This is a genomic window from Agromyces allii (genome assembly GCF_009749385.1).
In the GTDB taxonomy this organism is placed as follows: domain Bacteria; phylum Actinomycetota; class Actinomycetes; order Actinomycetales; family Microbacteriaceae; genus Agromyces; species Agromyces allii.
In genome coordinates, this window is the sequence record NZ_WBIN01000004.1 from 168,550 (window position 1) to 194,675 (window position 26,126).

Annotated in this window: 18 protein-coding genes and 3 rRNA genes; 2 read left to right on the forward strand and 19 right to left on the reverse strand. The window is 67.4% G+C overall.

The features are described 5' to 3' along the window. Positions 1-5: 5 nt before the first annotated feature. From GQR16_RS07200 to tyrS, 12 genes are all read right to left on the reverse strand, one after another. A complete protein-coding gene (locus tag GQR16_RS07200; protein ID WP_157414468.1) occupies positions 6-701 on the reverse strand; it encodes an NUDIX domain-containing protein in 696 nt (231 codons plus the stop codon). Next, the gene (pyrG, locus tag GQR16_RS07205) at positions 694-2,376 is read right to left on the reverse strand and encodes a CTP synthase (protein WP_157414469.1); all 1,683 of its coding nucleotides are present in this window, start codon (positions 2,374-2,376) and stop codon (positions 694-696) included. The genes GQR16_RS07200 and pyrG overlap by 8 nt, the downstream gene beginning before the upstream one ends. A gap of 146 nt (positions 2,377-2,522) precedes the next feature. Beyond that, positions 2,523-4,229: a DNA repair protein RecN gene (recN, locus tag GQR16_RS07210; protein ID WP_157414470.1), complete on the reverse strand. Its 1,707-nt coding sequence runs from the start codon at positions 4,227-4,229 to the stop codon at positions 2,523-2,525. Continuing rightward, positions 4,222-5,136 carry an NAD kinase gene (locus tag GQR16_RS07215; protein WP_246200616.1) on the reverse strand — a complete coding sequence of 305 codons (915 nt, stop codon included), beginning with the start codon at positions 5,134-5,136 and terminating at the stop codon, positions 4,222-4,224. Before GQR16_RS07215 ends, recN begins: the two co-directional genes overlap by 8 nt. Continuing rightward, positions 5,133-5,942 (reverse strand): TlyA family RNA methyltransferase, encoded by an 810-nt coding sequence (locus GQR16_RS07220; RefSeq protein WP_157414472.1) that lies wholly within the window; start codon positions 5,940-5,942, stop codon positions 5,133-5,135. The genes GQR16_RS07215 and GQR16_RS07220 overlap by 4 nt, the downstream gene beginning before the upstream one ends. A gap of 3 nt (positions 5,943-5,945) precedes the next feature. Beyond that, positions 5,946-6,110, reverse strand: a complete 165-nt coding sequence (locus GQR16_RS07225) for a hypothetical protein (protein WP_157414473.1) — start codon at positions 6,108-6,110, stop codon at positions 5,946-5,948. A 45-nt stretch (positions 6,111-6,155) separates the two neighbouring features. Continuing rightward, the gene (locus GQR16_RS07230; RefSeq protein ID WP_157414474.1) at positions 6,156-7,187 is read right to left on the reverse strand and encodes an HAD-IIA family hydrolase; all 1,032 of its coding nucleotides are present in this window, start codon (positions 7,185-7,187) and stop codon (positions 6,156-6,158) included. A gap of 3 nt (positions 7,188-7,190) precedes the next feature. Continuing rightward, complete coding sequence (locus GQR16_RS19880) at positions 7,191-9,236, reverse strand: primosomal protein (protein WP_246200618.1); 2,046 nt, start codon at positions 9,234-9,236, stop codon at positions 7,191-7,193. A gap of 118 nt (positions 9,237-9,354) precedes the next feature. Beyond that, positions 9,355-9,471 (reverse strand): 5S ribosomal RNA (gene rrf, locus GQR16_RS07240). A gap of 216 nt (positions 9,472-9,687) precedes the next feature. Then, a 23S ribosomal RNA gene (locus GQR16_RS07245) occupies positions 9,688-12,792 on the reverse strand. Between the two features lie 471 nt (positions 12,793-13,263). After that, positions 13,264-14,791, reverse strand: a 16S ribosomal RNA gene (locus GQR16_RS07250). The 16S, 23S and 5S rRNA genes sit together here, the layout of an rRNA operon. 728 nt (positions 14,792-15,519) lie before the next feature. Further along, positions 15,520-16,821, reverse strand: coding sequence for a tyrosine--tRNA ligase (gene tyrS, locus GQR16_RS07255; protein ID WP_157414475.1), 1,302 nt, complete (start codon positions 16,819-16,821; stop codon positions 15,520-15,522). Between the two features lie 143 nt (positions 16,822-16,964). Between tyrS and GQR16_RS07260 the strand changes: the two genes are divergently transcribed. Both GQR16_RS07260 and GQR16_RS07265 read left to right on the forward strand, forming a co-directional pair. After that, positions 16,965-17,651: a DNA-binding protein gene (locus tag GQR16_RS07260; RefSeq protein ID WP_157414476.1), complete on the forward strand. Its 687-nt coding sequence runs from the start codon at positions 16,965-16,967 to the stop codon at positions 17,649-17,651. A 75-nt stretch (positions 17,652-17,726) separates the two neighbouring features. Beyond that, a complete protein-coding gene (locus tag GQR16_RS07265; protein WP_157414477.1) occupies positions 17,727-18,332 on the forward strand; it encodes a hypothetical protein in 606 nt (201 codons plus the stop codon). A gap of 39 nt (positions 18,333-18,371) precedes the next feature. Here GQR16_RS07265 and GQR16_RS07270 read toward each other — a convergent pair whose 3' ends face one another. The 7 genes from GQR16_RS07270 to argC all read right to left on the reverse strand — a co-directional run bounded on the left by GQR16_RS07270 (position 18,372) and on the right by argC (position 25,888). Further along, positions 18,372-19,040, reverse strand: coding sequence for a DNA-3-methyladenine glycosylase (locus tag GQR16_RS07270; protein ID WP_157414478.1), 669 nt, complete (start codon positions 19,038-19,040; stop codon positions 18,372-18,374). Between the two features lie 37 nt (positions 19,041-19,077). Continuing rightward, positions 19,078-20,529: an argininosuccinate lyase gene (gene argH / locus GQR16_RS07275; RefSeq protein WP_157414479.1), complete on the reverse strand. Its 1,452-nt coding sequence runs from the start codon at positions 20,527-20,529 to the stop codon at positions 19,078-19,080. Beyond that, positions 20,526-21,509 carry an ornithine carbamoyltransferase gene (gene argF / locus GQR16_RS07280; protein WP_157414480.1) on the reverse strand — a complete coding sequence of 328 codons (984 nt, stop codon included), beginning with the start codon at positions 21,507-21,509 and terminating at the stop codon, positions 20,526-20,528. Before argF ends, argH begins: the two co-directional genes overlap by 4 nt. Before the next feature lie 68 nt (positions 21,510-21,577). Beyond that, positions 21,578-22,786: an acetylornithine transaminase gene (locus tag GQR16_RS07285; RefSeq protein WP_157414481.1), complete on the reverse strand. Its 1,209-nt coding sequence runs from the start codon at positions 22,784-22,786 to the stop codon at positions 21,578-21,580. Beyond that, positions 22,783-23,697 (reverse strand): acetylglutamate kinase, encoded by a 915-nt coding sequence (gene argB / locus GQR16_RS07290; RefSeq protein WP_425482615.1) that lies wholly within the window; start codon positions 23,695-23,697, stop codon positions 22,783-22,785. Before argB ends, GQR16_RS07285 begins: the two co-directional genes overlap by 4 nt. Next, positions 23,697-24,848 carry a bifunctional glutamate N-acetyltransferase/amino-acid acetyltransferase ArgJ gene (gene argJ, locus GQR16_RS07295; protein ID WP_157414482.1) on the reverse strand — a complete coding sequence of 384 codons (1,152 nt, stop codon included), beginning with the start codon at positions 24,846-24,848 and terminating at the stop codon, positions 23,697-23,699. The genes argB and argJ overlap by 1 nt, the downstream gene beginning before the upstream one ends. Further along, positions 24,845-25,888 (reverse strand): N-acetyl-gamma-glutamyl-phosphate reductase, encoded by a 1,044-nt coding sequence (argC, locus tag GQR16_RS07300; RefSeq protein ID WP_157414483.1) that lies wholly within the window; start codon positions 25,886-25,888, stop codon positions 24,845-24,847. The genes argJ and argC overlap by 4 nt, the downstream gene beginning before the upstream one ends. Positions 25,889-26,126 lie beyond the last annotated feature (238 nt).

Genomic DNA, 26,126 nt, shown 5'->3' on the forward strand with positions numbered 1-26,126 from the left:
TGCGCTCATGTCCGTGCGGCGCCCTCCACCGCGGCGTCGGCGGCCCTCGTGCCACGGCCCGGCGACCTGGTCGGCCAGGCGGCATCAGCCTCGCCGAGGCTCCGCCATCCGCGCGAGCGCGATGCCTCGGCGGCGAGCACGGCGATCACGAGCGAGGGGTTCTGCACCTGTCGTGCGAGCACGGCGTCGACGCACTCGTCGAGCGGCACCCACCGCGTCTCGATGTGCGCCTCCTCGTCTTCGCGTTCGAACACCTCGACGGTCGGGCGGATGCCGCGGGCGAGGTAGATGCGCAGCGCCTCGTTGCTGCCGCCGGGCGTCGTCAGGAAGTCGGCGAGCACCGACCATTCGGACGCCTCGAGGTCGCCCTCCTCGGCCAGCTCGCGCTTCGCTCCCTCGAGCGGGTCTTCACCCGCGACGTCCAGCAGCCCGGCGGGGATCTCCCAGCCTCGGAGCCTCACCGGATGCCGGTACTGGCGGATCAGGAACACCCGGTCGTCGTCGTCGAGCGCGAGCACCGCGACCGCGCCCGGGTGGTCCATGAAGTCGCGCACGATCGGCCCGGCGCCGAGATCGAACGTCTCGCGCCGGATGTCCCACACGCGCCCCTCGAGGAGGAGCTCGCTCGCCGAGACGGGTACGACGACCCGTTCATCGGCGAGCGGCTCGACCTCCGGACCGCTCGCGGGCGATTCAGGCATTCGCGTCGTCGAAGAGCAGGCTCGCCTTCTGGCGCTCGAGCGAGGCCCCGACGAGGCCGCGGAACAGCGGGTGCGCGTCGTTCGGGCGGCTGCGAAGCTCGGGGTGGGCCTGCGTGGCGATGTAGTACGGGTGCACGTCGCGCGGCAGCTCGACGAACTCGACGAGGTGCCGGTCGGGCGAGGTGCCCGAGAACACGAGGCCGGCCTCGGCGATGCGGTCGCGGTAGGCGTTGTTGACCTCGTAGCGGTGGCGGTGACGCTCGGAGACGAGCGTCGAGCCGTACACCTCTGCGGCGATCGAGCCCTCTTCGAGTGCGGCCGGGTACAGGCCGAGACGCATGGTGCCGCCGAGGTCGCCGCCGGCGATGATCTCGACCTGCTCCTCCATGGTGGCGATGACCGGGAACTCGGTGTCGGGGTCGAACTCGCTCGAGGATGCGCCCTCGAGACCCGCGACGTTGCGCGAGTACTCGATGACCATGCACTGCAGGCCGAGGCAGAGTCCGAGCGTCGGGATGCCGTTCTCGCGGGCGTAGCGCAACGCACCGAGCTTGCCCTCGATGCCGCGCACGCCGAAGCCGCCGGGCACGCAGATGCCGTCGAGGTGCGACAGGTGCTTCTTCGCGCCCTCGGGGGTGCGGCACTCGTCGGACGGGATCCACTCGATCTTGACCTTGGCGTCGTTGGCGAAGCCGCCGGCGCGCAGCGCCTCGGTGACCGACAGGTACGCGTCGGGCAGGTCGATGTACTTGCCGACGAGACCGATCGTGACCTCGTGCTTGGGGTCGTGCACGACGTCGAGCAGGCCGCTCCAGCCGGACCAGTCGACCTCGCCCGCCTTGGCGTCGAGGCCGAGGGTCTCGATGATGTAGGCGTCGAGGCCCTGGTCGTTCAGCATCGTCGGGATGTCGTAGATCGACGGCACGTCGACGGCGTTCACCACGGCGCCCTCGTCGACGTCGCACATGAGCGCGATCTTGCGCTTGTTCGCCTCGGTGACGGGCCGGTCGCTGCGGAGCACGAGCGCGTCGGGCTGGATGCCGATCGAGCGCAGCGTCGCGACGGAGTGCTGCGTCGGCTTGGTCTTCTGCTCGCCCGAGGCGCCCATGAACGGCACCAGCGAGACGTGCACGAAGAACACGTTCTTGCGGCCGAGCTCATGACGCACCTGGCGTGCCGACTCGATGAACGGCTGCGACTCGATGTCGCCGACCGTGCCGCCGATCTCGGTGATGATCACGTCGGGCTTCGGCGTCTCGGTGGCCTGCAGTCGCATGCGGCGCTTGATCTCGTCGGTGATGTGCGGGATGACCTGCACCGTGTCGCCGAGGTACTCGCCGCGACGCTCCTTGGCGATGACCGTCGAGTAGATCTGGCCGGTGGTGACGTTCGCCGCCTGGCTCAGGTCGATGTCGAGGAACCGCTCGTAGTGTCCGATGTCGAGGTCGGTCTCGGCGCCGTCGTCGGTGACGAAGACCTCGCCGTGCTGGAACGGGTTCATCGTTCCGGGATCGACGTTGAGGTACGGGTCGAGCTTCTGCATGACCACCCGCAGCCCGCGGGCCGTCAGCAGGTTGCCGAGGCTCGCTGCCGTGAGGCCCTTGCCCAACGAGGAAACGACACCACCGGTCACGAAGATGTGCTTGGTAATGTCGTTCGAATTGTCTGCGCTCATCGGCGCCTGTCCGCGTTCTTCCACCACGGGCTTATAGTCTAAGCCACGTTTCTGCGAACTCGCCCCGACACCGTTCACCAGATCCCCCTTCGTCGCCGTCGGGCGCCTCTCGCCCGACGTCACCCCATCAGAAACTCGGTCGCGCCTCAACCTGTGGTCGCCCGCTCCGCGGCGAGGTCGAGCAGCTCGCGCGCATGCGCCAATCCGCTCTCGGATTCCGCCAGACCCGAGAGCAGGCGCGCCATCTCGGCCTCGCGGTCGCCGCCCTCGAGACGCCGCACGCTGGACTCGGTCACGCGCCCGTCGGTGCCCTTCACGACGCTCAGGTGGTTCGTGGCGAACGCCGCGACCTGCGCGAGGTGCGTCACCACGATCACCTGGGATCGTTCGGCGAGCCGGGCGAGTCGCCGCCCGATCTCGATCGCCGCGGCGCCGCCGACTCCGGCGTCGACCTCGTCGAACACGAACGTCGGAACGGGATCGGTGCCGGCGATGACGACCTCGATCGCGAGCATGACCCGCGAGAGTTCACCGCCCGAGGCGCCCTTCGAGACCGAGCGCGGCTCGGCGCCCGGATGCGGCTGCAGCAGGATCGTCACCTGGTCGCGACCGTGGGGCGCGGGATCGTGCTCGGAGTCGACGGTGACCGTGAGGCGCGCGTCGGGCATGGCGAGCGCGGCGAGTTCGACCGTGACGGCGGTCGCGAGCCGGCCCGCAGCGTCGGTGCGCAGCTCGCTGACGCGGGTCGCGAGTCGATCGACGACCACGGCGCCCTCGTCGACGGATGCCGCGAGCTGCTCGATGCGCTCGTCGTCGCCGTCGAGCTCGACGAGCCGAAGCCCTCCGGTGCGACCGAAGTCGAGCACCTGGTCGAGCGTGGAGCCGTGCCGACGCACGAGCGAGGTCAGGAGAGCACGGCGCTCCTGCACGATCTCGAGCTCGCGCGCACCGTCGGCGTCGAGGCTCGCGAGGTAGGCGCCGAGCTCGGCCGCCGCATCCGCGAGCAGGAACCCGGCGTTCTGCAGGGCCTCGGCGATGGGTGCGAGTGCGGCGTCGTGCTCGACGACGCGTTCGAGGTGCCGTTTCGCGCCGTCGACGAGGGTGACCGCGTCGGGCGCATCGTCGACGATCTCGTCGGCCGAAACGAGCGTGTGCGCCTGCGACGCGGCGAGGCGGAGGTCTTCGAGGTTCGAGAGGCGGTCTGCGCGCTCGGCGAGCTCGACGTCTTCACCGGGCTGCGGGTCGGCCGCCTCGATCTCTTCGAGCGCCTCGCGCAGCAGCACGGCCTCGCGCAGCCGCTCGTCGCGGGCGAGCGTGAGCCGGTCGAGCTCGGCCGCGTCGGCGTGCCAGGCGGTGAACGCACCGCGGTACTCGGTGAGCGCGGCGAGCAGCTCTGCGCCGGCGAACCGGTCGAGGGCGTCGCGTTGCGCGACCGCCGAGCGAAGGCGCTGCTGGTCTGCCTGCCCGTGCACGACGACGAGCTCTTCGCCGAGCTCGGTGAGCACGCCGACGGGCGCGCTGCGACCGCCGACGACCGCACGGCTGCGACCTTCGGACGAGACCGAGCGCCCGAGCAGCAGCTCGCCCGCCTCGATCTCGCCGCCCGTCTCGGCCACGCGTTCGGCGACCGCTCCGTCGTCGGGAACGAGCCAGCGCCCCTCGACCCAGGCCTGCTTCGCGCCGGAACGCACGGCCCCGGCGTCGGCCCTGGCGCCGAGCAGCAGCCCCAGCGCCGTGACGACCATGGTCTTGCCCGCACCCGTCTCGCCGGTGACCGCTGTGAAGCCGGGGCCGAGCGGGAGCGTCGCCTCGGCGATCACGCCCAGGTCGCGGATGCCGAGTTCGTCAATCATGGCCCACCGGTCCTCGCCAGCCCGTCACGGGAAGTTGGAACTTGTTCACGAGCCGGTCGGTGAACGGCGCCTCGTGCAACCGCGCGAGGCGCACCGGCACGGGCGAGCGCCGCACCACGACGCGGGCACCGGCCGGAAGGTCGAACGTGCGTCGCCCGTCGCACCAGATGACCGCCGACGCCTCGGTGCGACGGAGCACCTCGACGGCGAGCGACGAGTCGGCCGCCACCACGAGCGGCCTCGCGAAGAGCGCATGCGCGCTCAACGGCACGAGCAGCAGGGCCTCGAGCCCCGGCCAGACCACGGGACCGCCTGCCGAGAACGCGTAGGCCGTCGACCCGGTGGGAGTGGACATCACGACGCCGTCGCACCCGAACGACGAGAGCGGTCGGCGATCGACCTCGATCACGACCTCGATGAGGCGCTCGCGCTCGGCCTTCTCGACCGAGACCTCGTTGAGCGCCCAGCTTTCGAACACGGTCTCGTCGTCGACCTTTGCGCGCACCGACAGGGTCATGCGCTCCTCGACCGTGTAGTCGCGCGCGAGCGCCCGCTGCACCGTGTAGCCGAGGTCGTCGCGCTCGCTCTCGGCGAGGAACCCGACGTGGCCGAGATTCACGCCGAGCAGCGCGATCGGGAACTCGCGCATGAGTTCGGCCGCGCGGAGGATCGTGCCGTCGCCGCCGAGCACGATGACGAGTTCGATGAGCTCCGGATCGGTCTCCTCGAGCCGGGCGACGCGGCCGTTGAGCTCCGGCACGAACTCGTGCACGTCGTTCCACTGCTCGTCGGCGATCACCGGAACGGCGCCCGCCGCGATGAGCTGGGCGCAGACCTCGCCGGTCGCTTCGAGGGCGTTGCGACGACCGGTGTGCGAGACCACGAGGAAGTGCCGTGTGTCGTTCACTTGGTCGCGTCTCCTGTCATCTGCTCGACCTGCCGCATCCATTCTGTCGGATTGACCCCGCGCGCGGCATCGAGGTGCACGAGGTACTCGTGGTTTCCGCGCGTGCCGGCGATTGGGGAGGACATGACGCCGACCGTGCCGACGCCCAGGTCGTGCGCGGCCCACAGCACGCCGGCGACCGCCTCGGATCGAAGCGCCGCATCGTGCACGATGCCCTCTCGAACGCCGGCGCGGCCGACCTCGAACTGCGGCTTCACGAGCAGCACGAATTCGGCACCGTCGGCGGCGGTCGCGATGAGCGCGGGCAGCACCGTCGTCAGCGAGATGAACGACAGGTCGGCCGTCACGAGCGAGGGCGGCTCATCGACTCCGGAGAGCGCGGCCAGCGACGCTCGATCGAGCGAACGCACGTTGCATCCTTCGACGAGCACGAGTCGGGGCGCCCCGAAGAGTTCGGCGGCGAGCTGACCGTGTCCGACGTCGACGGCGAGCACCGCCCGCGCCCCGCGTTCGAGCAGTACCTGGCTGAATCCGCCCGTCGATGCCCCGGCGTCGAGCACCACCCGGTCGGCGGGGTCGACGCCGAAGCCGTCGAGGGCCGAGATGAGCTTGTGCGCCGCGCGCGAGACGTAGTGATCGGATGCCGCCACCTCGACGGTCTGCTCGTCGTCGACCTTCGTCGACGGCTTGACGACGGGTCGCCCGTCGACCGTGACCAGCCCGGAGGCGATGAGGGTCGCCGCGTGCGTGCGCGAGCGCGCGAGTCCGCGGTCGGCGAGGGCGGCATCGAGACGTCGAGAGGCCATGCGTCAGTCGGACTGCCGCGACGGGTCGGAGTGCTCGAGCTCGACGCGCAGACGTTCGGCGAGCGAGAGGTAGGCCGCGGCGCGTTCGTCGAGCGTCAGGGCCTCGATCGCGTCGATCGCGGCGCGGGTCTCGTCGGCCACGTCGACCTGACCGTCTTCAGTGCTCACGAGACCACGCTACCCGAGCCCACCGACGGCGCGGGGATGTGCGCATCAGCTGTACAGCGAGGCCGGCACGTCGAGCACGTGGATCGCGGTCCCCGAACGCCAGATCGCCGCGCAGGCCGCCCTGAGCAGGTCGAGGCGGTTCCGGCCCTCGGACTCGATCACGACACGCCGACCGTCGACGCGCACGCGTGCACCGCCGACGCGAACGGCTCCGCGCACGTCTTCGACGGCCGGGTACGGCTCGTGCAGTTCCCGCAGGTCGCCGATGATGAAATCGGGCCGGCTCGCGGCATCGGCGGCGAGCACCTGCTTCGCGAGATCGATGCCCGTGAGCACGAGCACGCTCGTCATCCCGGCCCGATTCGCCCCGAGGATGTCGGTGTCGAGGCGATCGCCGACCATCAGGGGGCGTTCAGCGCCGAACCGGCGCTTCGCCTCGTCGAAGATCGGCGTCTCGGGCTTGCCCGCGACGAGCGGCAGCCGCCCGACGGCGGTGTGCACGGCGGACACGAGCGTGCCGTTGCCGGGCGCGATGCCGCGCGCGACGGGGATCGTCCAGTCGGTGTTCGTCGCGATCCACGGGATCCCGGGTGTCTCCGATCCGGGCCCGCCGTTCGCATTCAGCGCGAACGAGGCCTCGGCGAGTTCCTTCCAGCCGATCTCGGGGGTGAACCCCTGCACGACCGCCTCGGGCGCGTCGTCGGCCGATCGCGTGATGCGGTAGCCGCGCTTCTCGAGCTCGACGACGATGCCCTCACCGCCGATCACGAGCACGAGGGCACCGGGCCCCACCTGCTCGCCGAGCAGGTGCATCGCCGCCTGGGGCGACGTCACGACGTCCTCTGGTCGCACCGCGAGACCGAGCTCCGACAGGTGCGCGGCGACGGATGCATCGCTTCGCGAGGCATTGTTCGTGATGTACCCGACCGGCATCCGCTCCTTGGCCAGGTTCAGGCTCTCGACGGCGTGCGGGATCGCGCCGGCGCCGGCGTAGACGACCCCGTCGAGGTCGGCGAACACGGCGTCGGCGCCGTCGAGCGGGGAGGCCGCCTCAGCCTTCTGACGAAACAGCCCCACGGATCAGACCCGGTCCTCGTCGCCTTCGGCGAGGACGGCGCGCACGTCGTCCTCGAGCACATCGCCGGGGTCGCCGAGGTCGTCGACCTCGCCGGCCGGACCCTCGTCGTCAGCCTGAACATCGGCGATCGCGTCTTCGGGCTCGACCGCGTCCGTCTCTGCCTCGTCTGCCTCGTCTGCCTCGGACGAGTCGGATGCCTCGTCTTCCGAGATCTCGTCGGCACCCACGAACTCGTCGGCATCGCCGTCGACCTCGGGCTCCAGCTCCACCTCGTAGATCTCGACGAGATCGAGCTCGGGACCGCCGAGCGCGTCCTCCGCGCGAGCGGCGCGGGCACGCCAATCCGCGGCCTCCGTGGAGCGTCCGAGCTCCTCGAGCACCTCGGCATAGGCCGAGAACAGCGCGGGGCTGTACGTGAACGCGCGATCGGGATCGAGCTGCGGGATCTCGAGCTCGGCGAGAGCCAGCTCGGGCTGCTCGAGGTCGAGGCGAGCGCCCGACATGGCGATCGCGAGGCCGACCTGCACGGCCGCCGGGAGCGACGCGCGATCCACCGCACGACCGACCTCGAGCGCGCGGTCGGGGCGACCGACACCGCGCTCGCTGTCGACCAGGAGCGGCAGTTGGTCGTTGCTGCCCGAGATGCGACGGTACGTGCGCAGCTCGCGGAGCGCGAGGGCGAAGTCGCCCGTCGCGTACGCCGTGATCGCGAGCGTCTCGCGGACGACAGCCACGCGGCCTGCGCGGCGGCCGGCCGAGAGTGCGTGCTGGTGGGCCAGCTCGGGGTCGTCATCGAGGTAGAGGGATGCCGCGACCAGGTGTCGTGCGACCCAGTCGGCGTTCTCCTTGCTCAGGGTCTTGAGCTCGGCGCGAGCGCCCTTGTCGAGGTCGCGGGGTTCGATCGTGTCCGGGATGAACGGGTCGTCGTGCCGCGGCCGGATCGCCAGGCTCGAGGCGCCGTCGCTCTCACGCCGGTAGTCCTCGCGAGGCGCGCCGGAGCCGCGACGGTCATCGCGGTCGCCGTATGAGCGCGGAGCGCCATCGCGCTTCTCGTAGGGGCGCTTGTTGCCGTCGCGATCCCCATACGAGCGGGGTGCGCCGTCACGCTTCTCGTAGGGACGCTTGTTGCCGTCACGGTCACCATAGGAACGCTGCTGGCCACCATCGCGATCACCGTACGAACGCGGAGCACCGTCACGCTTCTCGTAGGGGCGCTTGTTGCCGTCGCGATCACCGTACGAACGAGGTGCGCCATCGCGCTTCTCGTACGGACGCTTGTTCGCATCGCGGTCGCCGTACGACCGGGGAGCGCCGTCACGCTTCTCGTACGGACGCTTGTTCGCGTCGCGGTCGCCGTACGAACGCGGAGCACCGTCCCGCTTCTCGTAGGGACGCTTGTTGCCGTCACGGTCACCGTAGGAACGCTGCTGGCCACCATCGGGATCGCCATAGGACCGGGGAGCGCCGTCACGCTTCTCATACGGACGCTTGTTCGCATCGCGATCGCCGTACGAACGAGGTGCGCCATCGCGCTTCTCATACGGACGCTTGTTCGCATCGCGATCGCCGTACGAACGCGGTGCACCGTCACGCTTCTCGTAGGGACGCTTGTTGCCGTCACGGTCACCGTAGGAACGCTGCTGGCCACCATCACGGTCGCCATACGACCGGGGAGCACCGTCGCGCTTCTCATAGGGACGCTTGTTCGCATCGCGGTCGCCGTAGGAACGAGGTGCGCCATCGCGCTTCTCGTACGGACGCTTGTTCGCATCGCGATCACCGTACGAACGCGGAGCACCGTCACGCTTCTCATAGGGACGCTTGTTCGCGTCGCGGTCGCCATACGAACGCGGAGCGCCGTCACGCTTCTCATACGGACGCCGGTCGCCGGAACCGTTCGAGCGCTGCCCGTCGCGGGATCCCTCGCTGTTCGACCGGGGAGGCTTGGAGCCGTTCGCGCCACGTCCGCTGCTCTGCGGTCGCCCTTCGCCACGGGGGGCGCTGTTGCGCGCCTCTCCCCTGCTGGTGTCGTCGTTCGTGTCGCTCACGATCATCCCGTCATCTGTGAAGTTCGTTGTCACTCAACCGTACTGTCCCGCATCTGGGTGAGTGGTGTGTTAAATGCGAAGAGCCGCCCACGTGGTGGGCGGCTCTTCGGTAATGGTTGTCCGGCGGTGTCCTACTCTCCCACAGGGTCCCCCCTGCAGTACCATCGGCGCTGCGAGTCTTAGCTTCCGGGTTCGGAATGTGTCCGGGCGTTTCCCTCGCGCTATGGCCGCCGAAACTCTTGCCACATCCGCAACCAACCCGGTGTGGGGGTGGTGGGTGTGTAGTCTCGGTGACCCCATCATCGGGTTGCCCTGGGGCGATCGATGATGGGTGTCGTGTGTTGAGTTGTATGTTGTGTTTCCGTCTGTTGGGAACCACAGAGTGGACGCGAGTCATCAGGCCACACACACGCCTTTTACGTGAATGAACACTTTCGTGTGTGTGTAGTGAGGTTTCAAGTTATCGGCTTATTAGTACCGGTCAGCTCCGACAGTCGTTAGTCCTGTCTTCCACATCCGGCCTATCAACCCAGTCGTCTGGCTGGGAGCCTCTCCCCCTAGGGGATGGAAATCTCATCTTGAGGCCGGCTTCCCGCTTAGATGCTTTCAGCGGTTATCCATCCCGAACGTAGCTAACCAGCGGTGCTCCTGGCGGAACAACTGGCACACCAGAGGTTCGTCCAACCCGGTCCTCTCGTACTAGGGTCAGATCCTCTCAAATTTCCTGCGCGCGCAGAGGATAGGGACCGAACTGTCTCACGACGTTCTAAACCCAGCTCGCGTACCGCTTTAATGGGCGAACAGCCCAACCCTTGGGACCTACTCCAGCCCCAGGATGCGACGAGCCGACATCGAGGTGCCAAACCATGCCGTCGATATGGACTCTTGGGCAAGATCAGCCTGTTATCCCCGAGGTACCTTTTATCCGTTGAGCGACAGCGCTTCCACAAGCCACTGCCGGATCACTAGTCCCGACTTTCGTCCCTGCTCGACCTGTCAGTCTCACAGTCAAGCTCCCTTGTGCACTTACACTCGCCACCTGATTGCCAACCAGGTTGAGGGAACCTTTGGGCGCCTCCGTTACTTTTTGGGAGGCAACCGCCCCAGTTAAACTACCCACCAGGCACTGTCCCTGAACCGGATCACGGTTCGAAGTTAGATATCCAGAGTGACCAGAGTGGTATTTCAACAATGACTCCACCGACACTAGCGTGCCAGCTTCACAGTCTCCCACCTATCCTACACAAGCCACACCGAACACCAATACCAAGCTGTAGTAAAGGTCACGGGGTCTTTCCGTCCTTCTGCGCGTAACGAGCATCTTTACTCGTAATGCAATTTCGCCGAGTTCGCGGTTGAGACAGCTGGGAAGTCGTTACGCCATTCGTGCAGGTCGGAACTTACCCGACAAGGAATTTCGCTACCTTAGGATGGTTATAGTTACCACCGCCGTTTACTGGGGCTTAAATTCTCAGCTTCGCCTTGCGGCTAACCGGTCCTCTTAACCTTCCAGCACCGGGCAGGCGTCAGTCCGTATACATCGTCTTGCGACTTGGCACGGACCTGTGTTTTTAGTAAACAGTCGCTTCCCACTGGTCTCTGCGGCCCTGCAGCGCTTCCCCAAGCTAGTTGGTTCACGCCTTAGGCCCCCCTTCTCCCGAAGTTACGGGGGCATTTTGCCGAGTTCCTTAACCACGATTCTCTCGATCTCCTTAGTATTCTCTACCTGACCACCTGAGTCGGTTTGGGGTACGGGCGGCTGGAACCTCGCGTCGATGCTTTTCTCGGCAGCATAGGATCACCCACTTTTTATCCGCATCGTGTCTCAGCCATCATGAGCGACGGATTTGCCTATCGCTCGGCCTACGCACTTGCCCCGGGTCTACCATCGCCCGGGTTGGGCTACCTTCCTGCGTCACACCTGTTAATACGCTCACTCCACCAGATGGGGTCGCATGCCGCCTCACGATCGTCCCCGAAGGGATCCACGCGTCTTGGGATGCTTAGCACTCCTGATTTCATGTGGGCGGTTCTTCGCCGGTACGGGAATATCAACCCGTTGTCCATCGACTACGCCTGTCGGCCTCGCCTTAGGTCCCGACTTACCCAGGGCAGATTAGCTTGACCCTGGAACCCTTGGTCTTCCGGAGGACGGGTTTCTCACCCGTCTTTCGCTACTCATGCCTGCATTCTCACTCGTGTGGCCTCCACGGCTGGTTTACACCGCCGCTTCACTGCCCACACGACGCTCTCCTACCCATCAACACGGCTGGACCACGAAGGCCTACCTGTAATGTCAATGCCACAACTTCGGTGGCGTGCTTGAGCCCCGTTACATTGTCGGCGCGGAATCACTTGACCAGTGAGCTATTACGCACTCTTTCAAGGGTGGCTGCTTCTAAGCCAACCTCCTGGTTGTCTGTGCAACTCCACATCCTTTCCCACTTAGCACGCGCTTAGGGACCTTAGTTGGTGGTCTGGGTTGTTTCCCTCTCGACGATGAAGCTTATCCCCCACCGTCTCACTGCTGCGCTCTCACTTACCGGCATTCGGAGTTTGGCTGACGTCAGTAACCTTTTGGGGCCCATCGGCCATCCAGTAGCTCTACCTCCGGCAAGAAACACGCAACGCTGCACCTAAATGCATTTCGGAGAGAACCAGCTATCACGAAGTTTGATTGGCCTTTCACCCCTATCCACAGCTCATCCCCTCCATTTTCAACTGAAGTGGGTTCGGTCCTCCACGACGTCTTACCGTCGCTTCAACCTGGCCATGGATAGATCACTTCGCTTCGGGTCTAGGACCTGCGACTGAATCGCCCTATTCAGACTCGCTTTCGCTACGGCTGCCCCACACGGGTTAACCTCGCCACAGATCACTAACTCGCAGGCTCATTCTTCAAAAGGCACGCTGTCACACCAACAAGGGTGCTCCAACGGTTTGTAAGCAAACGGTTTCAGGTACTATTTCACTCCCCTCCCGGGGTACTTTTCACCTTTCCCTCACGGTACTTGTCCGCTATCGGTCATCTGGGAGTATTTAGGCTTATCAGGTGGTCCTGACAGATTCACGCGGGATTTCTCGGGCCCCGCGCTACTTGGGATACCTCTCCGGCCGGCCAGGCATTTCGACTACGGGACTCACACCCACTCCGGTCCGCCTTTCAATGCGGTTCGTCTATACCTGACGCGTCACCGTGACTGCACGGCAGTACAGTCCGAAAGGTCCCACAACCCCGACCATGCAACCCCTGCCGGGTATCACACATGGCTCGGTTTAGCCTCTTCCGCGTTCGCTCGCCACTACTTACGGAATCACGGTTGTTTTCTCTTCCTGTGGGTACTGAGATGTTTCACTTCCCCACGTTCCCTCTACCCGCCCTATATATTCAGGCGGGAGTCACCAGGTCACCCAAAGGGCCTGGCGGGGTTTCCCCATTCGGAAATCCTCGGATCACAGCTCGTTTATCAGCTCCCCGAGGCTTATCGCAGATTACGACGTCCTTCTTCGGCTCCAGATGCCAAGGCATCCACCGTTTGCTCTTAGAAACTTGAAATCACATGAGTTCGATCGAATTCGTGCAGCACCCGAAAGTGCTGCGAAATTGACCAGTGAATACGCCAAACAACACACCCGAAGGCATGCTCTTGGCGACTCACCTTTTGTGATCGACACCCCGAAGGGCATCAATCTAAGATGCTCGCGTCCACTATGTAGTTCTCAACAGACGGCCAGAACCCCCACACCCACCGAATCAGAATCCATCGGCTTCGTGAAGGTCTGAAGAAACCATCACCCCCGACACCGAAGCGCCAGGGTTTGTCCGGTCCCTCAGGACCCAACAGCGTGCATGTACCCGACCGGCCGGCCCCCACCGTTCCAACCCACCGAAGCGGGCGTACTAGGTCTGAACCATTCAGACGAGCACCTATGTCAATGTTCCACCCATGAGCAGCCAGCGAGCCACATTGGACCCGATCTGGCCTGCACTGCAGAAACCCCGAAGGACTTCTGAGTTGCTCCTTAGAAAGGAGGTGATCCAGCCGCACCTTCCGGTACGGCTACCTTGTTACGACTTAGTCCTAATCACCGATCCCACCTTCGACGGCTCCCTCCACAAGGGTTAGGCCACCGGCTTCGGGTGTTACCGACTTTCATGACTTGACGGGCGGTGTGTACAAGGCCCGGGAACGTATTCACCGCAGCGTTGCTGATCTGCGATTACTAGCGACTCCGACTTCATGAGGTCGAGTTGCAGACCTCAATCCGAACTGAGACCGGCTTTTTGGGATTCGCTCCGCCTTACGACATCGCAGCCCTTTGTACCGGCCATTGTAGCATGCGTGAAGCCCAAGACATAAGGGGCATGATGATTTGACGTCATCCCCACCTTCCTCCGAGTTGACCCCGGCAGTCTCACATGAGTTCCCACCATTACGTGCTGGCAACATGCGACGAGGGTTGCGCTCGTTGCGGGACTTAACCCAACATCTCACGACACGAGCTGACGACAACCATGCACCACCTGTAACCGAGTGTCCAAAGAGTTCCCTATTTCTAGGGCGTTCTCGGTTATGTCAAGCCTTGGTAAGGTTCTTCGCGTTGCATCGAATTAATCCGCATGCTCCGCCGCTTGTGCGGGCCCCCGTCAATTCCTTTGAGTTTTAGCCTTGCGGCCGTACTCCCCAGGCGGGGCGCTTAATGCGTTAGCTACGACACGGAAACCGTGGAAAGGTCCCCACATCTAGCGCCCAACGTTTACGGCGTGGACTACCAGGGTATCTAATCCTGTTCGCTCCCCACGCTTTCGCTCCTCAGCGTCAGTTACGGCCCAGAGAACTGCCTTCGCCATCGGTGTTCCTCCTGATATCTGCGCATTCCACCGCTACACCAGGAATTCCATTCTCCCCTACCGCACTCTAGTCTGCCCGTACCCACTGCAGGCTGGAGGTTGAGCCTCCAGTTTTCACAGCAGACGCGACAAACCGCCTACGAGCTCTTTACGCCCAATAATTCCGGACAACGCTCGGACCCTACGTATTACCGCGGCTGCTGGCACGTAGTTAGCCGGTCCTTTTTCTGCAGGTACCGTCAAGCCGAAGCCCTTCTTCCCTACTAAAAGCGGTTTACAACCCGAAGGCCGTCATCCCGCACGCGGCGTTGCTGCATCAGGCTTTCGCCCATTGTGCAATATTCCCCACTGCTGCCTCCCGTAGGAGTCTGGGCCGTGTCTCAGTCCCAGTGTGGCCGGTCACCCTCTCAGGCCGGCTACCCGTCGACGCCTTGGTGAGCCATTACCTCACCAACAAGCTGATAGGCCGCGAGTCCATCCCAGACCGAAAAAACTTTCCACCCCAAACCATGCGGTCCAGGGTCCTATCCGGTATTAGACGTCGTTTCCAACGCTTATCCCAGAGTCCAGGGCAGGTTACTCACGTGTTACTCACCCGTTCGCCACTAATCCCCCAGAGCAAGCTCCAAGTTCATCGTTCGACTTGCATGTGTTAAGCACGCCGCCAGCGTTCGTCCTGAGCCAGGATCAAACTCTCCAAAAAAAATGGTTCCCAACACCGAAGTGTCGAGGAGTTTGTTCACTGACAGAGAAACAACTGACTATAAAAATCAAATTGTCCATCAATCAAAGGAATCCCACCCACTCCGAAAAGCAGGTTGGGGTTCAATAAATTGGCATTGAACATAGTGCACGCTGTTGAGTTCTCAAGAAACGGACGCACCCGAACTCCCAACCCACAACCGTGAGCCACTCATTCAGGGCAACCTGTCAACCATACCACCACCAGACCCGGCAACCTAATCTGCGAACAGACCCGGATGCGGTGCGAACGAATCGCATCGATCAGGAAATGGAGGTTCTCGTTCTAGGCTTGAAATCACCGAGTCGCATCATCTGCGCCTTCGAGGTTATTTGGCTAGAACGACCACCACTCAGCCGATCAGCGCTTCCGCTTCCTGGCCGCCGTGGCGACATGTAAGAACTTACGTGCCATCCACGCCCGTTGCCAAATCCGGCCTGCAGCCCGGGCGTGTCGCGCGGCCAGCCCGCCGGCGGAGTCACTGCCGGAGCCCAGATCAGCTCCGATTTCGACCGGCAGCACGCGTTGGTGATCCCGACGTTCGGCGTGCCGCCGGCGCCGCATGCGATCCGAGTCGTCCGCCTCGATCCGGACGATCGCGCGCACGCGGGAGACGCGGAACGGCCCCGCTCGCCCTGCCGCAGCAGGTGAACGGGGCCCGTCGGTACTCGGTGCCCGGTGGCTCGACGTCAGAGGACGAAGATGCCGGCGAGGGTCTTCTTGCCGCGGCGCAGCACGGCCATGCCACCGGGGGCCACGCGACCCTCGATCGTCGCGGTCTCGTCGTCGATGCGCACGTTGTCGAGCGAGACCCCGCCCTGGGCGATCGCACGGCGACCCTCGCTCACCGACTTCACGAGTCCGGTGTCGACGAGCAGTTGGGCGACGGGCGCATCGGGCGAGGTCGTCGTGTTCGGCAGCTCGCGCAGGGCGGATTCGAGCGTCGCCTCGTCGAGCGCCGACAGGTCGCCCTGCCCGAAGAGCGCCTCGGATGCCGCGATGACGGCCGCCGTGGCATCCGCCCCATGCACCAGGGTGGTGACCTCGTTCGCGAGCGTGCGCTGCGCCTCGCGGCGGAAGGGCTCGCTCTCGACGAGCGCCTCGAGCTGCTCGATGCGCTCGCGACCGAGGAACGTGAACACCTTCAGGCGCCCGATCACATCGGCGTCGTCGGTGTTGAGCCAGAACTGGTAGAAGCGGTATGGGCTGCACATGTCGGCGTCGAGCCAGATGGCGTTGCCCTCGCTCTTGCCGAACTTGGTGCCGTCGGAGTTCGTGATGAGCGGCGTGCCGATGGCGTGAGCACTGCGGCCCTCGACGCGGTGGATCAGGTCGGTGCCGCTCGTGAGATTGCCCCACTGGTCGCTGCCGCCGGTCTGCAGCACGCAGCCGTACTGACGGAAGAGCTCGAGGTAGTCGAAGCCCTGCAGGATCTGGTAGCTGAACTCGGTGTAGCTGATGCCCGCGTCGGAGTTGAGCCGGGAGGCGACCGCGTCTTTCTTGAGCATGGTGCCGACGCGGTAGTGCTTGCCGATCTCGCGCAGAAAGTCGATGGCACTGAGCCCGGCGGTCCAGTCGAGGTTGTTCACGAGACGGACGGCGTTCTCGCCCTCGGCGGAGAGGAAGCGGCTGACCTGTGCCTGCAGGCGGCCGACCCACTCGACCACGGTCTCCTTCGTGTTCAGCGTGCGCTCGGCAGTGGGCCGGGGATCGCCGATGAGGCCGGTCGAACCGCCGACGAGGCCGAGCGGCTTGTGCCCGGCCAGCTGAAGGCGGCGCATCACGAGCAGCTGCACGAGGTTGCCGAGGTGCAGGCTGGGTGCGGTGGGGTCGAACCCGCAGTAATACGTGATCGGATCGCCGGCGAGGAGTTCTTTCAGGGCGGCTTCGTCGGTGGAGACGTGCACGAGGCCGCGCCAGCGGAGCTCCTCCCAGACGTCTGCGAATGAGTCGTCGTTGTGCTGGGATGCGAGGATCACGGGGTCTGACACCCCGCAAGGTTATCAGCGGAGCACCCTCGGGAACCGCGCTGCATCGGCGTGGAGATCAACCGCTCATCATGGACTTCGGTAGATCAATGCTGTAGCATTGTCCTTCAACAATCAAGTTTTGGACGTTGACGGCGAGGTGCGACATGTTCGTGATCACGGCCGACCAGGTGTCGAGCCGTCGGCAGGCCGACCGCGCGGGCGAGATGATCGCCCGCCTCGAACGCAGCCACGGCGACGCACTCCTGCTCCCGGCAGATCAGACGGCGGGCGACGAGATCCAACTGCTCACCGACTCGGCCGAGACGGCGCTCGCGATCGTGCTCGACGCGACCCGCGACGGCGGTTGGAGCGTCGGGCTCGGCATCGGCGGGGTGCGCACGCCGCTGCCCGACGCCGCCCGCAAGGCGAGCGGCACCGCGTTCATCGCCGCACGCGAGGCGGTGCAGGCCGCCAAGCGGTCCGACGGACGGTTCGCGCTGCGCGCGGCATCCGCCCCTCACGATGCAGCGGATGTCGCGGCCGAACCATCGGGCGCGCCCGAGCCGGTGATCGATGCGGCGGGCCTCGAAGCGCTCGTGCGGATGCTCGTGCTGCTCCGCGAACGCCGCAGCGATCCCGGATGGGAGGTCGTCGACCTCGCGCGGACGGGCCTTCGCCAGAAGGACATCGCCGTCGAACTCGCGATCAGCACGGCGGCCGTCAGCGCGCGGCTGAAAGCGGCGATGTGGCGCGCGGAGGCCGATGCCGTCCCGCCCCTCGAACAGCTGCTCGCCGCGGTCGACACGGCCGTCGCCCTGCTCGAGCCGAGCGGGACCGGCGACACCCGCTGAGCACACCACCGCGTGTCGGCCCCGATCGCTACGCTGATCGGAACCGCTCCGCAGGCCCTACCCCGAAGGAAGCCCGTGTTCGATCCCACCGCCGTCACCAACGCCATCGCGTCGATCATCCTGTTCCTCGCGCTCGCGGGTGCCGCCGCGTTCTCGGTGCTCGCGCATCTGCGGTACCGCCCCGCGTTCGTCTGGATCGCGGCCGGGGCCATCGTCATCGCCATCCTCAGCGCATCGGCCCTGACCGACCCGGCACCCGCCGGATTCGGCCCGCTCGCCACCGCGCTCGCGTTCACCGCGGCCGTCTTCGGGGGCAGCCCCGCCGCGGCGACGGCGCTGCGGCTCGCCATGGGATCGAGCGTCGCACCCGGCCTGCACGGCGGCATCATCGTGAGCGAGAAGGCCGTGACCTCCGACGAACGGCAGGGTCTCGTGGCCGCGCCGAAGCGCGAGGTGCTCCGCGGCGGACTCGTCATCGGCTTCCTCGAGCGCATCGCTGCGGCCGGCTCGATCATCGCCGGGTTCCCCGAAGGGCTGGCGATCGTGATCGCCGTGAAGGGCGTCGGCCGGTTCACCGAGCTCGAGGCGCCCGAGGCCCGCGAGCGGTTCATCATCGGCACGCTCGCGAGCCTCATCTGGGCATGCGCGGCCGCGCTCGTCGTGCAGATCGCGGTGCACTGACCCGACCTCGGGCTTCGTCCGGCCTCGGTGCGAGGTCGCTCAGGCGTGCGACTTCGCGTGCCGTCGGTACGGCGAAACGCCCCGGTCGCCCGGGAGCCAGAACCGCCACGGGTAGGCCGCTCCCCCGCCGGCGCCGCTGACACCCGTGCGCGGACCGGTCTCGAATGCGAGCGGCTCGAGCGGCACCTCGAGTCCGAACGGCGGTGCGAGCAGATCGGACCCGGTCGCGGCGAGCGGCACCCCGAGCGCGACGGCGAGGCGGGCGGGCCCCCGCGCGAGATCGCGGTCGGATGCCGCGCCGCGCCGTTCGCGCGCGAGCTCGAGCCCGTCGACGACCGTCGCACCCCGCAGCAGCACGGCCGAAGCGCGCCCTTCGACGCCGGCGACGACGTTGAGGCACGTGTGCATGCCGTAGGTGAAGTAGGCGTAGAGGTGCGCCGCCTCGCCGAACATCACCGCCGTGCGGGCGGTCATGCCGCGGTGAGCATGCGACCCGGGATCCTCGCCGACGCCGCGATAGGCCTCGACCTCGGAGATGCGGATCGCGACGCGACCCTCAGGCGACGCGTACGAGAGCACCGCGCCGAGCAGCAGCGGCGCGAGCTCGACGGAGTCGCGTGCGAAGAACGCCCGCGGCCGCGAACGCACGGCGACGGACGCCGCGCCGCCCGAGGGCTGCGCGGCGCCGTCGTCGCCCGGCCGCCGCATCCGCTCGCTCAGCGCTGTTCGATCTCGCCGGCGGCGATCAGCGATCGGCGTCGGGCAGTCCGGCGACGAGGTGCCGCACCCGATCGGCGAGGCGGGCGAACTGGTCGGCGACGCGAACGGGGGCCGTGCCGCTCACGCCATCGCGGCTCGCGACCGACCCCTCGATCGTGAGCACCTCGCGCACGTCGGGCGTGAGGCGCGCGTCGATCGACGCGAGTGCGGCGTCGTCGACGGCGTCGAGCTCGAGCGAGTGCTCCTCGGCGTAGCGCACCAGCGCGCCGGTGATCTCGTGCGCGTCGCGGAACGGCACGTGACGCTTCACGAGCCACTCGGCGACGTCGGTCGCGAGCGAGAACCCGGCCGGCGCGAGCTCGGCCATGCGATCGGTGTGGAACGTGAGCGTCGCGATCATGCCCGTGAACGCCGGCAGGAGCACCTCGAGGGTCTCGACCGAGTCGAAGACGGGCTCCTTGTCTTCCTGGAGGTCGCGGTTGTACGCGAGCGGCAGCGCCTTGAGGGTCGCGAGCAGGCCGGTCAGGTTGCCGATGAGCCGGCCCGACTTGCCGCGCGCGAGCTCGGCGATGTCGGGGTTCTTCTTCTGCGGCATGATCGAGGACCCGGTCGAGTAGCCGTCGTGCAACGTGACGAAGCCGAACTCGCGCGTGTTCCAGAGGATGATCTCCTCGGCGATGCGCGAGAGGTCGATGCCGATCATCGCCGAGACGAACGCGAACTCGGCGACGACGTCGCGGCTGGCCGTGCCGTCGATCGAGTTCTCGGACGGGCTCGCGAGACCGAGGTCGCGGGCGACGGATGCCGCGTCGAGGCCGAGCGTCGACCCCGCGAGCGCGCCGCCGCCGTAGGGCGAGACATCCGCACGCTTGGTCCAGTCGACGAGTCGTTCGAGGTCGCGCGAGAGCGCCCACCCGTGTGCGAGGAGGTGGTGCGCCAGGAGCACGGGCTGCGCGTGCTGGAGGTGCGTGCGGCCGGGCATGATCGCCGTGCGATGCGCATCGGCCTGCGCGGAGAGCGCGTCGATGAGGTGCACGAGCTGGTGCCCGATGACCGCGACGTGGTCCTTCAGGTACAGCCGCACGAGCGTCGCGATCTGGTCGTTGCGGCTGCGGCCCGCGCGGAGCTTGCCGCCGAGCTCGGGTCCGACGATGCCGATGAGCGCCGCCTCGAGAGCGCCGTGCACGTCTTCGTCGGAGTCGGCTGCGACGATGTCGCCGTTCGCGACGCGCGCCTCGAGTGTGTCGAGGCCGGCGAGCATCGTGTCGAGCTCGCCCGCGTCGAGGTAGCCGGCCGCCGAGAGCGCCCGGGCGTGGGCGCGCGAACCGGCGATGTCGTAGGGCGCGAGCTGCCAGTCGAAGTGCGTCGACTTCGAGAGCGCCTGCAGCTCGGGCGACGGGCCGCTCGCGAACCGCGCACCCCAGAGCGCGCCCTCGTTCGTGCCGTGCTGTCCGGGAGCCTCGGTGTTGCCGGTCATGCTGCGTCCCCCTCGGTCGGTGCGGTCGCGGTCGGTGCGGTCGCGGTCGGTGCGGTCGCGTTCTGCGCGAGCAGCCACACCAGCAGCGCCTTCTGCGCGTGCAGGCGGTTCTCGGCCTCGTCCCAGACGACCGACTGCGGTCCGTCGATGACCGATGCCTCGACCTCGTAGCCGCGGTACGCGGGAAGGCAGTGCAGGAAGATCGCCTCTTCGGATGCCTCGGCCATCAGCGCGTCGTCGACGCCGTAGCCGGCGAACTCGGCGATGCGCTCGGCCTTCTCGGCCTCCTGTCCCATGGAGATCCAGGTATCGGTGACGACGACGTCGGCTTCGGCCGCGGCCTCGTGCGGGTTCGTGGTGACGAGCACCGACCCGCCGGTGGTCGCAGCGATGCGTCGGGCGTCGTCGACGATGTCGGCTCGCGGCGGGTAGTCGGCGGGCGAGCCGATGCGCACGTGCATGCCGGCGGTGACGCCCGCGAGCAGGTACGAGTGGGCCATGTTGTTCGCCCCGTCGCCGACGTAGGCGAGCGTGCGACCGGCGAGGTCGCCGAAGCGCTCCTTGACCGTCAGCAGGTCGGCGAGCAGCTGGCACGGGTGGAAGTCGTCGGACAGCGCGTTGACGACGGGAACCGTCGTGCCCGCGGCCATCTCCTCGAGGCCGGACTGGGCGAACGTGCGCCAGACGATCGCGTCGACCATTCGCTCGAGCACGCGTGCCGTGTCGGCGACGGACTCCTTGCCGCCCAGCTGGCTGTCGGCCGAGGAGATGATCAGCGGCGAACCTCCGAGGTCGGTGATGCCCACCGAGAACGAGATGCGCGTGCGCGTCGAGGTCTTGTCGAAGAAGACCGCGACGGTGCGCGGGCCCTCGAGCGGACGCTCGGCGAATCGGTCGGCCTTGAGGCGGAGCGCGAGGTCGAGCACCTCGGCCTGTTCGGCCGGTGAGAGGTCGTCGTCGCGGAGGAAGTGGCGGGTCATGTGTGATGTCCGTTCGGTGGGTCGGCGGGGCCGACACGTCGGTTCGGTTCGTTCTCGATGGGGTCTGGTCAGGATGTCGCGTGCACGACGTCTGCGAGGGCCGCGGCGAATCGCTCGGCGAAGACGTCGATCTCGGCGTCTCCGATGATGAGCGGCGGCGCGAGGCGGATCGTCACGTCGTTGGCGGCGTTCACGATGAGCCCGTGCGCGAGGGCCGCGTCGACCACCTTGCCCGCGACGGGTTCGGTGAGTCCGACGCCGATGAGCAGCCCGCGTCCGCGCGTACCCGCGACGAGCGGGGAGCCGAGGGCCTCGATGCGCTCGCGCACCTGGGGGCCGCGTCGGGCGGCGTTGCCGACGAGGTCGGCACGCTCGATCTCGCCGAGCACCGCGTTGGCCACGGCCGTCGCGAGTGGATTGCCGCCGAAGGTCGAGCCGTGCTGGCCCTTCGAATAGAGGTCGGATGCCGCGCCGAACGTCACGAGGCCGCCGATCGGGATGCCGCCGCCGATGCCCTTCGCCACGGTGATGGCGTCGGGCGTGATGCCCGCGTGCTGGAACCCGAACCACTCGCCGGTGCGCCCCGCGCCGGTCTGGATCTCGTCGACGATGAGCAGGGCCCCGTGCCGACGCGTGAGGTCGCGCGCAGCCTCGAGGTAGCCCGCCGGCAGCTCGACGACGCCGGCCTCGCCCTGGATGGGTTCGATGATGAGCGCGGCCACGGCATCGTCGATCGTCGCTTCGAGGGCCTCGATCGTCGCGGGGATGTGCTCGACGCCGCCCGCGAGCGGTTCGAAGGCCTCGCGCATGTGCGGCTTGCCGGTGAGGGCGAGCGAGCCCATGGTGCGGCCGTGGAACGCGTCGACGAGGGCGAGCACGCGGGTGCGCGCGCCGCCGGAGTTGTTGAGGCGCGCGAGCTTGAACGCGGCCTCGTTGGCCTCGGCGCCCGAGTTGCCGAACCACGCGCGACCGTTCTCGCCGGCCCCGGCGAGGCGGACGATGCGCTCGGCGAGCTCGAGTGCGGGCTCGGTCGTGAAGTAGTTCGAGACGTGCGCGAGGGTCGCGGCCTGTCGGCTCACGGCCTCGACGAACACGGGGTGCGCATGCCCGAGCGAGTTGACGGCGATGCCGGCGAGGAAGTCGAGGTACTCGGTTCCCTCGTCGTCCCAGACGTAGGCGCCCTCGCCGCGGTCGAGCTTGCGGAGCGGCATGCCGATCGAGCGCATGACCCGTCGGTCGAAACGCTCCTGCCATTCGGAGGTCTGCACGGCGCTCATGCGGCCACCACCTCGGTGCCGATGCCCGCGGGCGTGAAGATCTCGAGGAGGATCGAGTGCGGCAGGCGTCCGTCGATGATCGCGGCCTTCGCGACGCCGCCCTCGACGGCTTCGAGGCATGCGGTCATCTTCGGGATCATGCCCGACTCGAGCGACGGCAGCAGCTCGGCGAGCTCGGCCGAGTCGATCTGCGAGACGAGCGAGTCGCGGTTCGGCCAGTCGTGGTAGAGGCCCGCGACATCCGTCAGCACGACGAGTTTCGCTGCGCCGAGCGCGACGGCGAGCGCTGCGGCCGCGGAATCGGCGTTCACGTTGAGCGACTGACCGGGGTGGTCGGCGTCGGGGGCGATCGAGGAGACCACGGGGATGCGGCCGGCCTCGAGCTGGGCGATGACGGCGGCCGGGTCGACCTCGACGACATCGCCGACCTGGCCGAGGTCGAGTTCCTCACCGTCGACGACGACGCCGCGACGACGTCCGCGGAACAGGCCCGCGTCTTCGCCGGAGAGGCCGATCGCGAGCGGGCCGTGCTCGTTCACGAGCGACACGAGCTCGCGGTTGACCTGGCCGGAGAGCACCATGCGCACCACGTCCATGGCCTCGGGCGTCGTGACCCGGTAGCCGCCGCGGAACTCGCTCTCGATGCCGAGGCGCTCGAGCATCGACGAGATCTGCGGCCCGCCGCCGTGCACGACGACGGGCTTGATGCCCGCGTAACGGAGGTAGACCATGTCTTCGGCGAAGGCGCGTTGCAGCTCGGGGCTGACCATCGCGTTGCCGCCGAACTTCACGACCACGGTCTCGCCGTGGAAGCGCTTCAGCCACGGCAGGGCGTCGATGAGCACGTGGGCTTTGGCGGAGGCCGACGACTCGGCGTCGGCGGCGTCGTTCTGTGCGCGTGTCTGCATCATCAGCTCGCGTACGCGCTGTTCTCGTGCACGTAGTCGTGCGTGAGGTCGTTCGTGAGGATCGTGGCGGATGCCTCGCCCGCATGCAGCTCGATGAGCACGTGCGTCGCCCGCGGGGCGAGGTCGACGGCCTCGCGCGGTGCGTCGGGACGGCCGGCGTGGCAGACGCGCACCCCGTTCATCGACACGTCGACGAGGTAGGGGTCGAACGGCGCCTGCGTGGTGCCGATCGCGGCGAGCACCCGGCCCCAGTTGGGATCGTTGCCGAAGATCGCCGCCTTGAAGAGGTTGTTGCGGGCGACCGAACGGCCGACCTCGACCGCATCGTCTTCGGTGACCGCGCCGCGGACCTCGATGGCGATGTCGTGGCTCGCGCCCTCGGCGTCGGCCTGCAGCTGTTCGGCGAGCGAACGGCACGCGTCGGTGACCGCGGCACGGAACGCCACGGCGTCGGGCACGACACCCGACGCGCCCGATGCGAGCAGCGTGACCTGGTCGTTCGTCGACATGCAGCCGTCGGAGTCGAGCCGGTCGAACGTGACCCGGGTCGCCTCGCGGAGGGCCGCGTCGAGCTCGCCGCTCGGCAGGTCGGCGTCGGTGGTGAGCACCACGAGCATGGTCGCGAGGCCCGGCGCGAGCATGCCCGCACCCTTCGCGATGCCGCCGACGCGCCATCCGTCGCCCTCGATGACGACCGTCTTCGGCTTCGTGTCGGTCGTCATGATCGCGCGGGCCGAGTCTTCGCCGCCGTCGGTCGACAGGCGCGCCGCAGCGGAGAGCACGCCCTCTTCGAGCACCTCGCCGTCGAGCTGGTCGCCGATGAGTCCGGTCGAGCACACGAGCACGTCGCCGGCGGCGACGCCCAGTGCGGATGCCGCGGCCTCCGCCGTGCGATGCGTGACCTGGAACCCCTCGGGGCCCGTGAAGCAGTTCGCGCCGCCCGAGTTGAGCACGATGGCCGACACGACGCCGTCGAGGATGACCTGCTGCGACCAGAGGATCGGGTTCGCCTTCGCGCGGTTCGACGTGAACACGGCCGCGGCGGCGGCCGACGGCCCCCGGTTCACGATGAGCGCGAGGTCGAGGGCGCCGGAGCGCTTGATGCCCGCGGCGATGCCCGCGGCCTCGAAGCCTGCGGGAGCGGTGACGGTCACGGAGCGACTCCATTCATGGGAAGGCCGGTGTACTCGGCAAGGCCGAGGGCGATGTTCGCCGACTGGATGGCGGCACCCGCGGTGCCCTTGACGAGGTTGTCGACGGCGGCCACCACGACCACGCGACCGGCGGCCTCGTCGATCGCGACGCCGATGAGCGCCGTGTTGGCTCCCACGACGTCGGAGGTGCGCGGGAACACGCCCTCGGGCAGCAGCTGCACGAATCGCTCGCCCGCATAGGCGTCTTCCCAGGCTGCGCGCACGGCCGCGGCATCCGTACCGGGAACGATGCGCGCCGTCGAGGTCGCGAGGATGCCGCGGCTCATCGGCACGAGCACGGGCGTGAACGAGATCGTCGGGTCGGCCGCCCCCGCCCAACGGAGGGCCTGCTGGATCTCGGGGATGTGGCGGTGGCTGCCGCCGACGGCGTACGGGTTCGCGGAGCCGAGGATCTCGGATGCGAGCAGGTTCACCTTGGGGCTCTTGCCCGCGCCGGAGGGCCCCACCGCGAGCACCGATACGAGGTCGCGGTCCTCGATGACGCCCGCACGGATGCCGGGGGCGAGCGAGAGCGCGACGGTCGACGCGTTGCAGCCGGGCGCCGCGATGCGGCGAGCGCCCGTGAGCCGTTCGCGCTGCGTGCCCGACAGGCGCGGCAGCTCGGGAACGCCGTAGCTCCAGGCGCCGTGGTGCTCGCCGCCGTAGAACGCGGCCCAGTCGGCGCTCGACTCGAGGCGATGGTCGGCGCCGCAGTCGATGACGAGCGTGTCGGGCGAGAGCTCGGCCGCGATCGCGCCCGACGTGCCGTGCGGCAACGCCAGGAACACGAGATCGTGCCCGCCGAGCGTCTCGGCGCTGGTCTCTTTGAGCGTCAGGTGCGTGTACGAACGCAGGTGCGGCTGCACCGAGACGAGGGGCTGGCCGGCGCTCGAGTGCGCGGTGACCGTGCGAACCTCGAACTCGGGATGATCGGCGAGCAGCCGGAGGAGTTCTCCTCCGGCATACCCGGACGCGCCGGAAACGGCGACGGAGTACGTCATGGAATCCACCTTAAGGTCTGAACGAGCGGGGCGATGTTCCGGCGACGCCCCGCGTCAGGCCTCAGGCCTCCGCAGGGGTCGCCGACATTCGGCGCTCGCCACGGCGTCGGTTGCGCACGACCGAGACACGCGAGACGCGTGCGATCAGTGCGGAACGAGCGGTGGACATGGCTCGACCCTAGCGGCGGCGCCGCGCCGATCGCAAACCGGCGGTTCGCGATCGGCGCGGCGTTCGTGC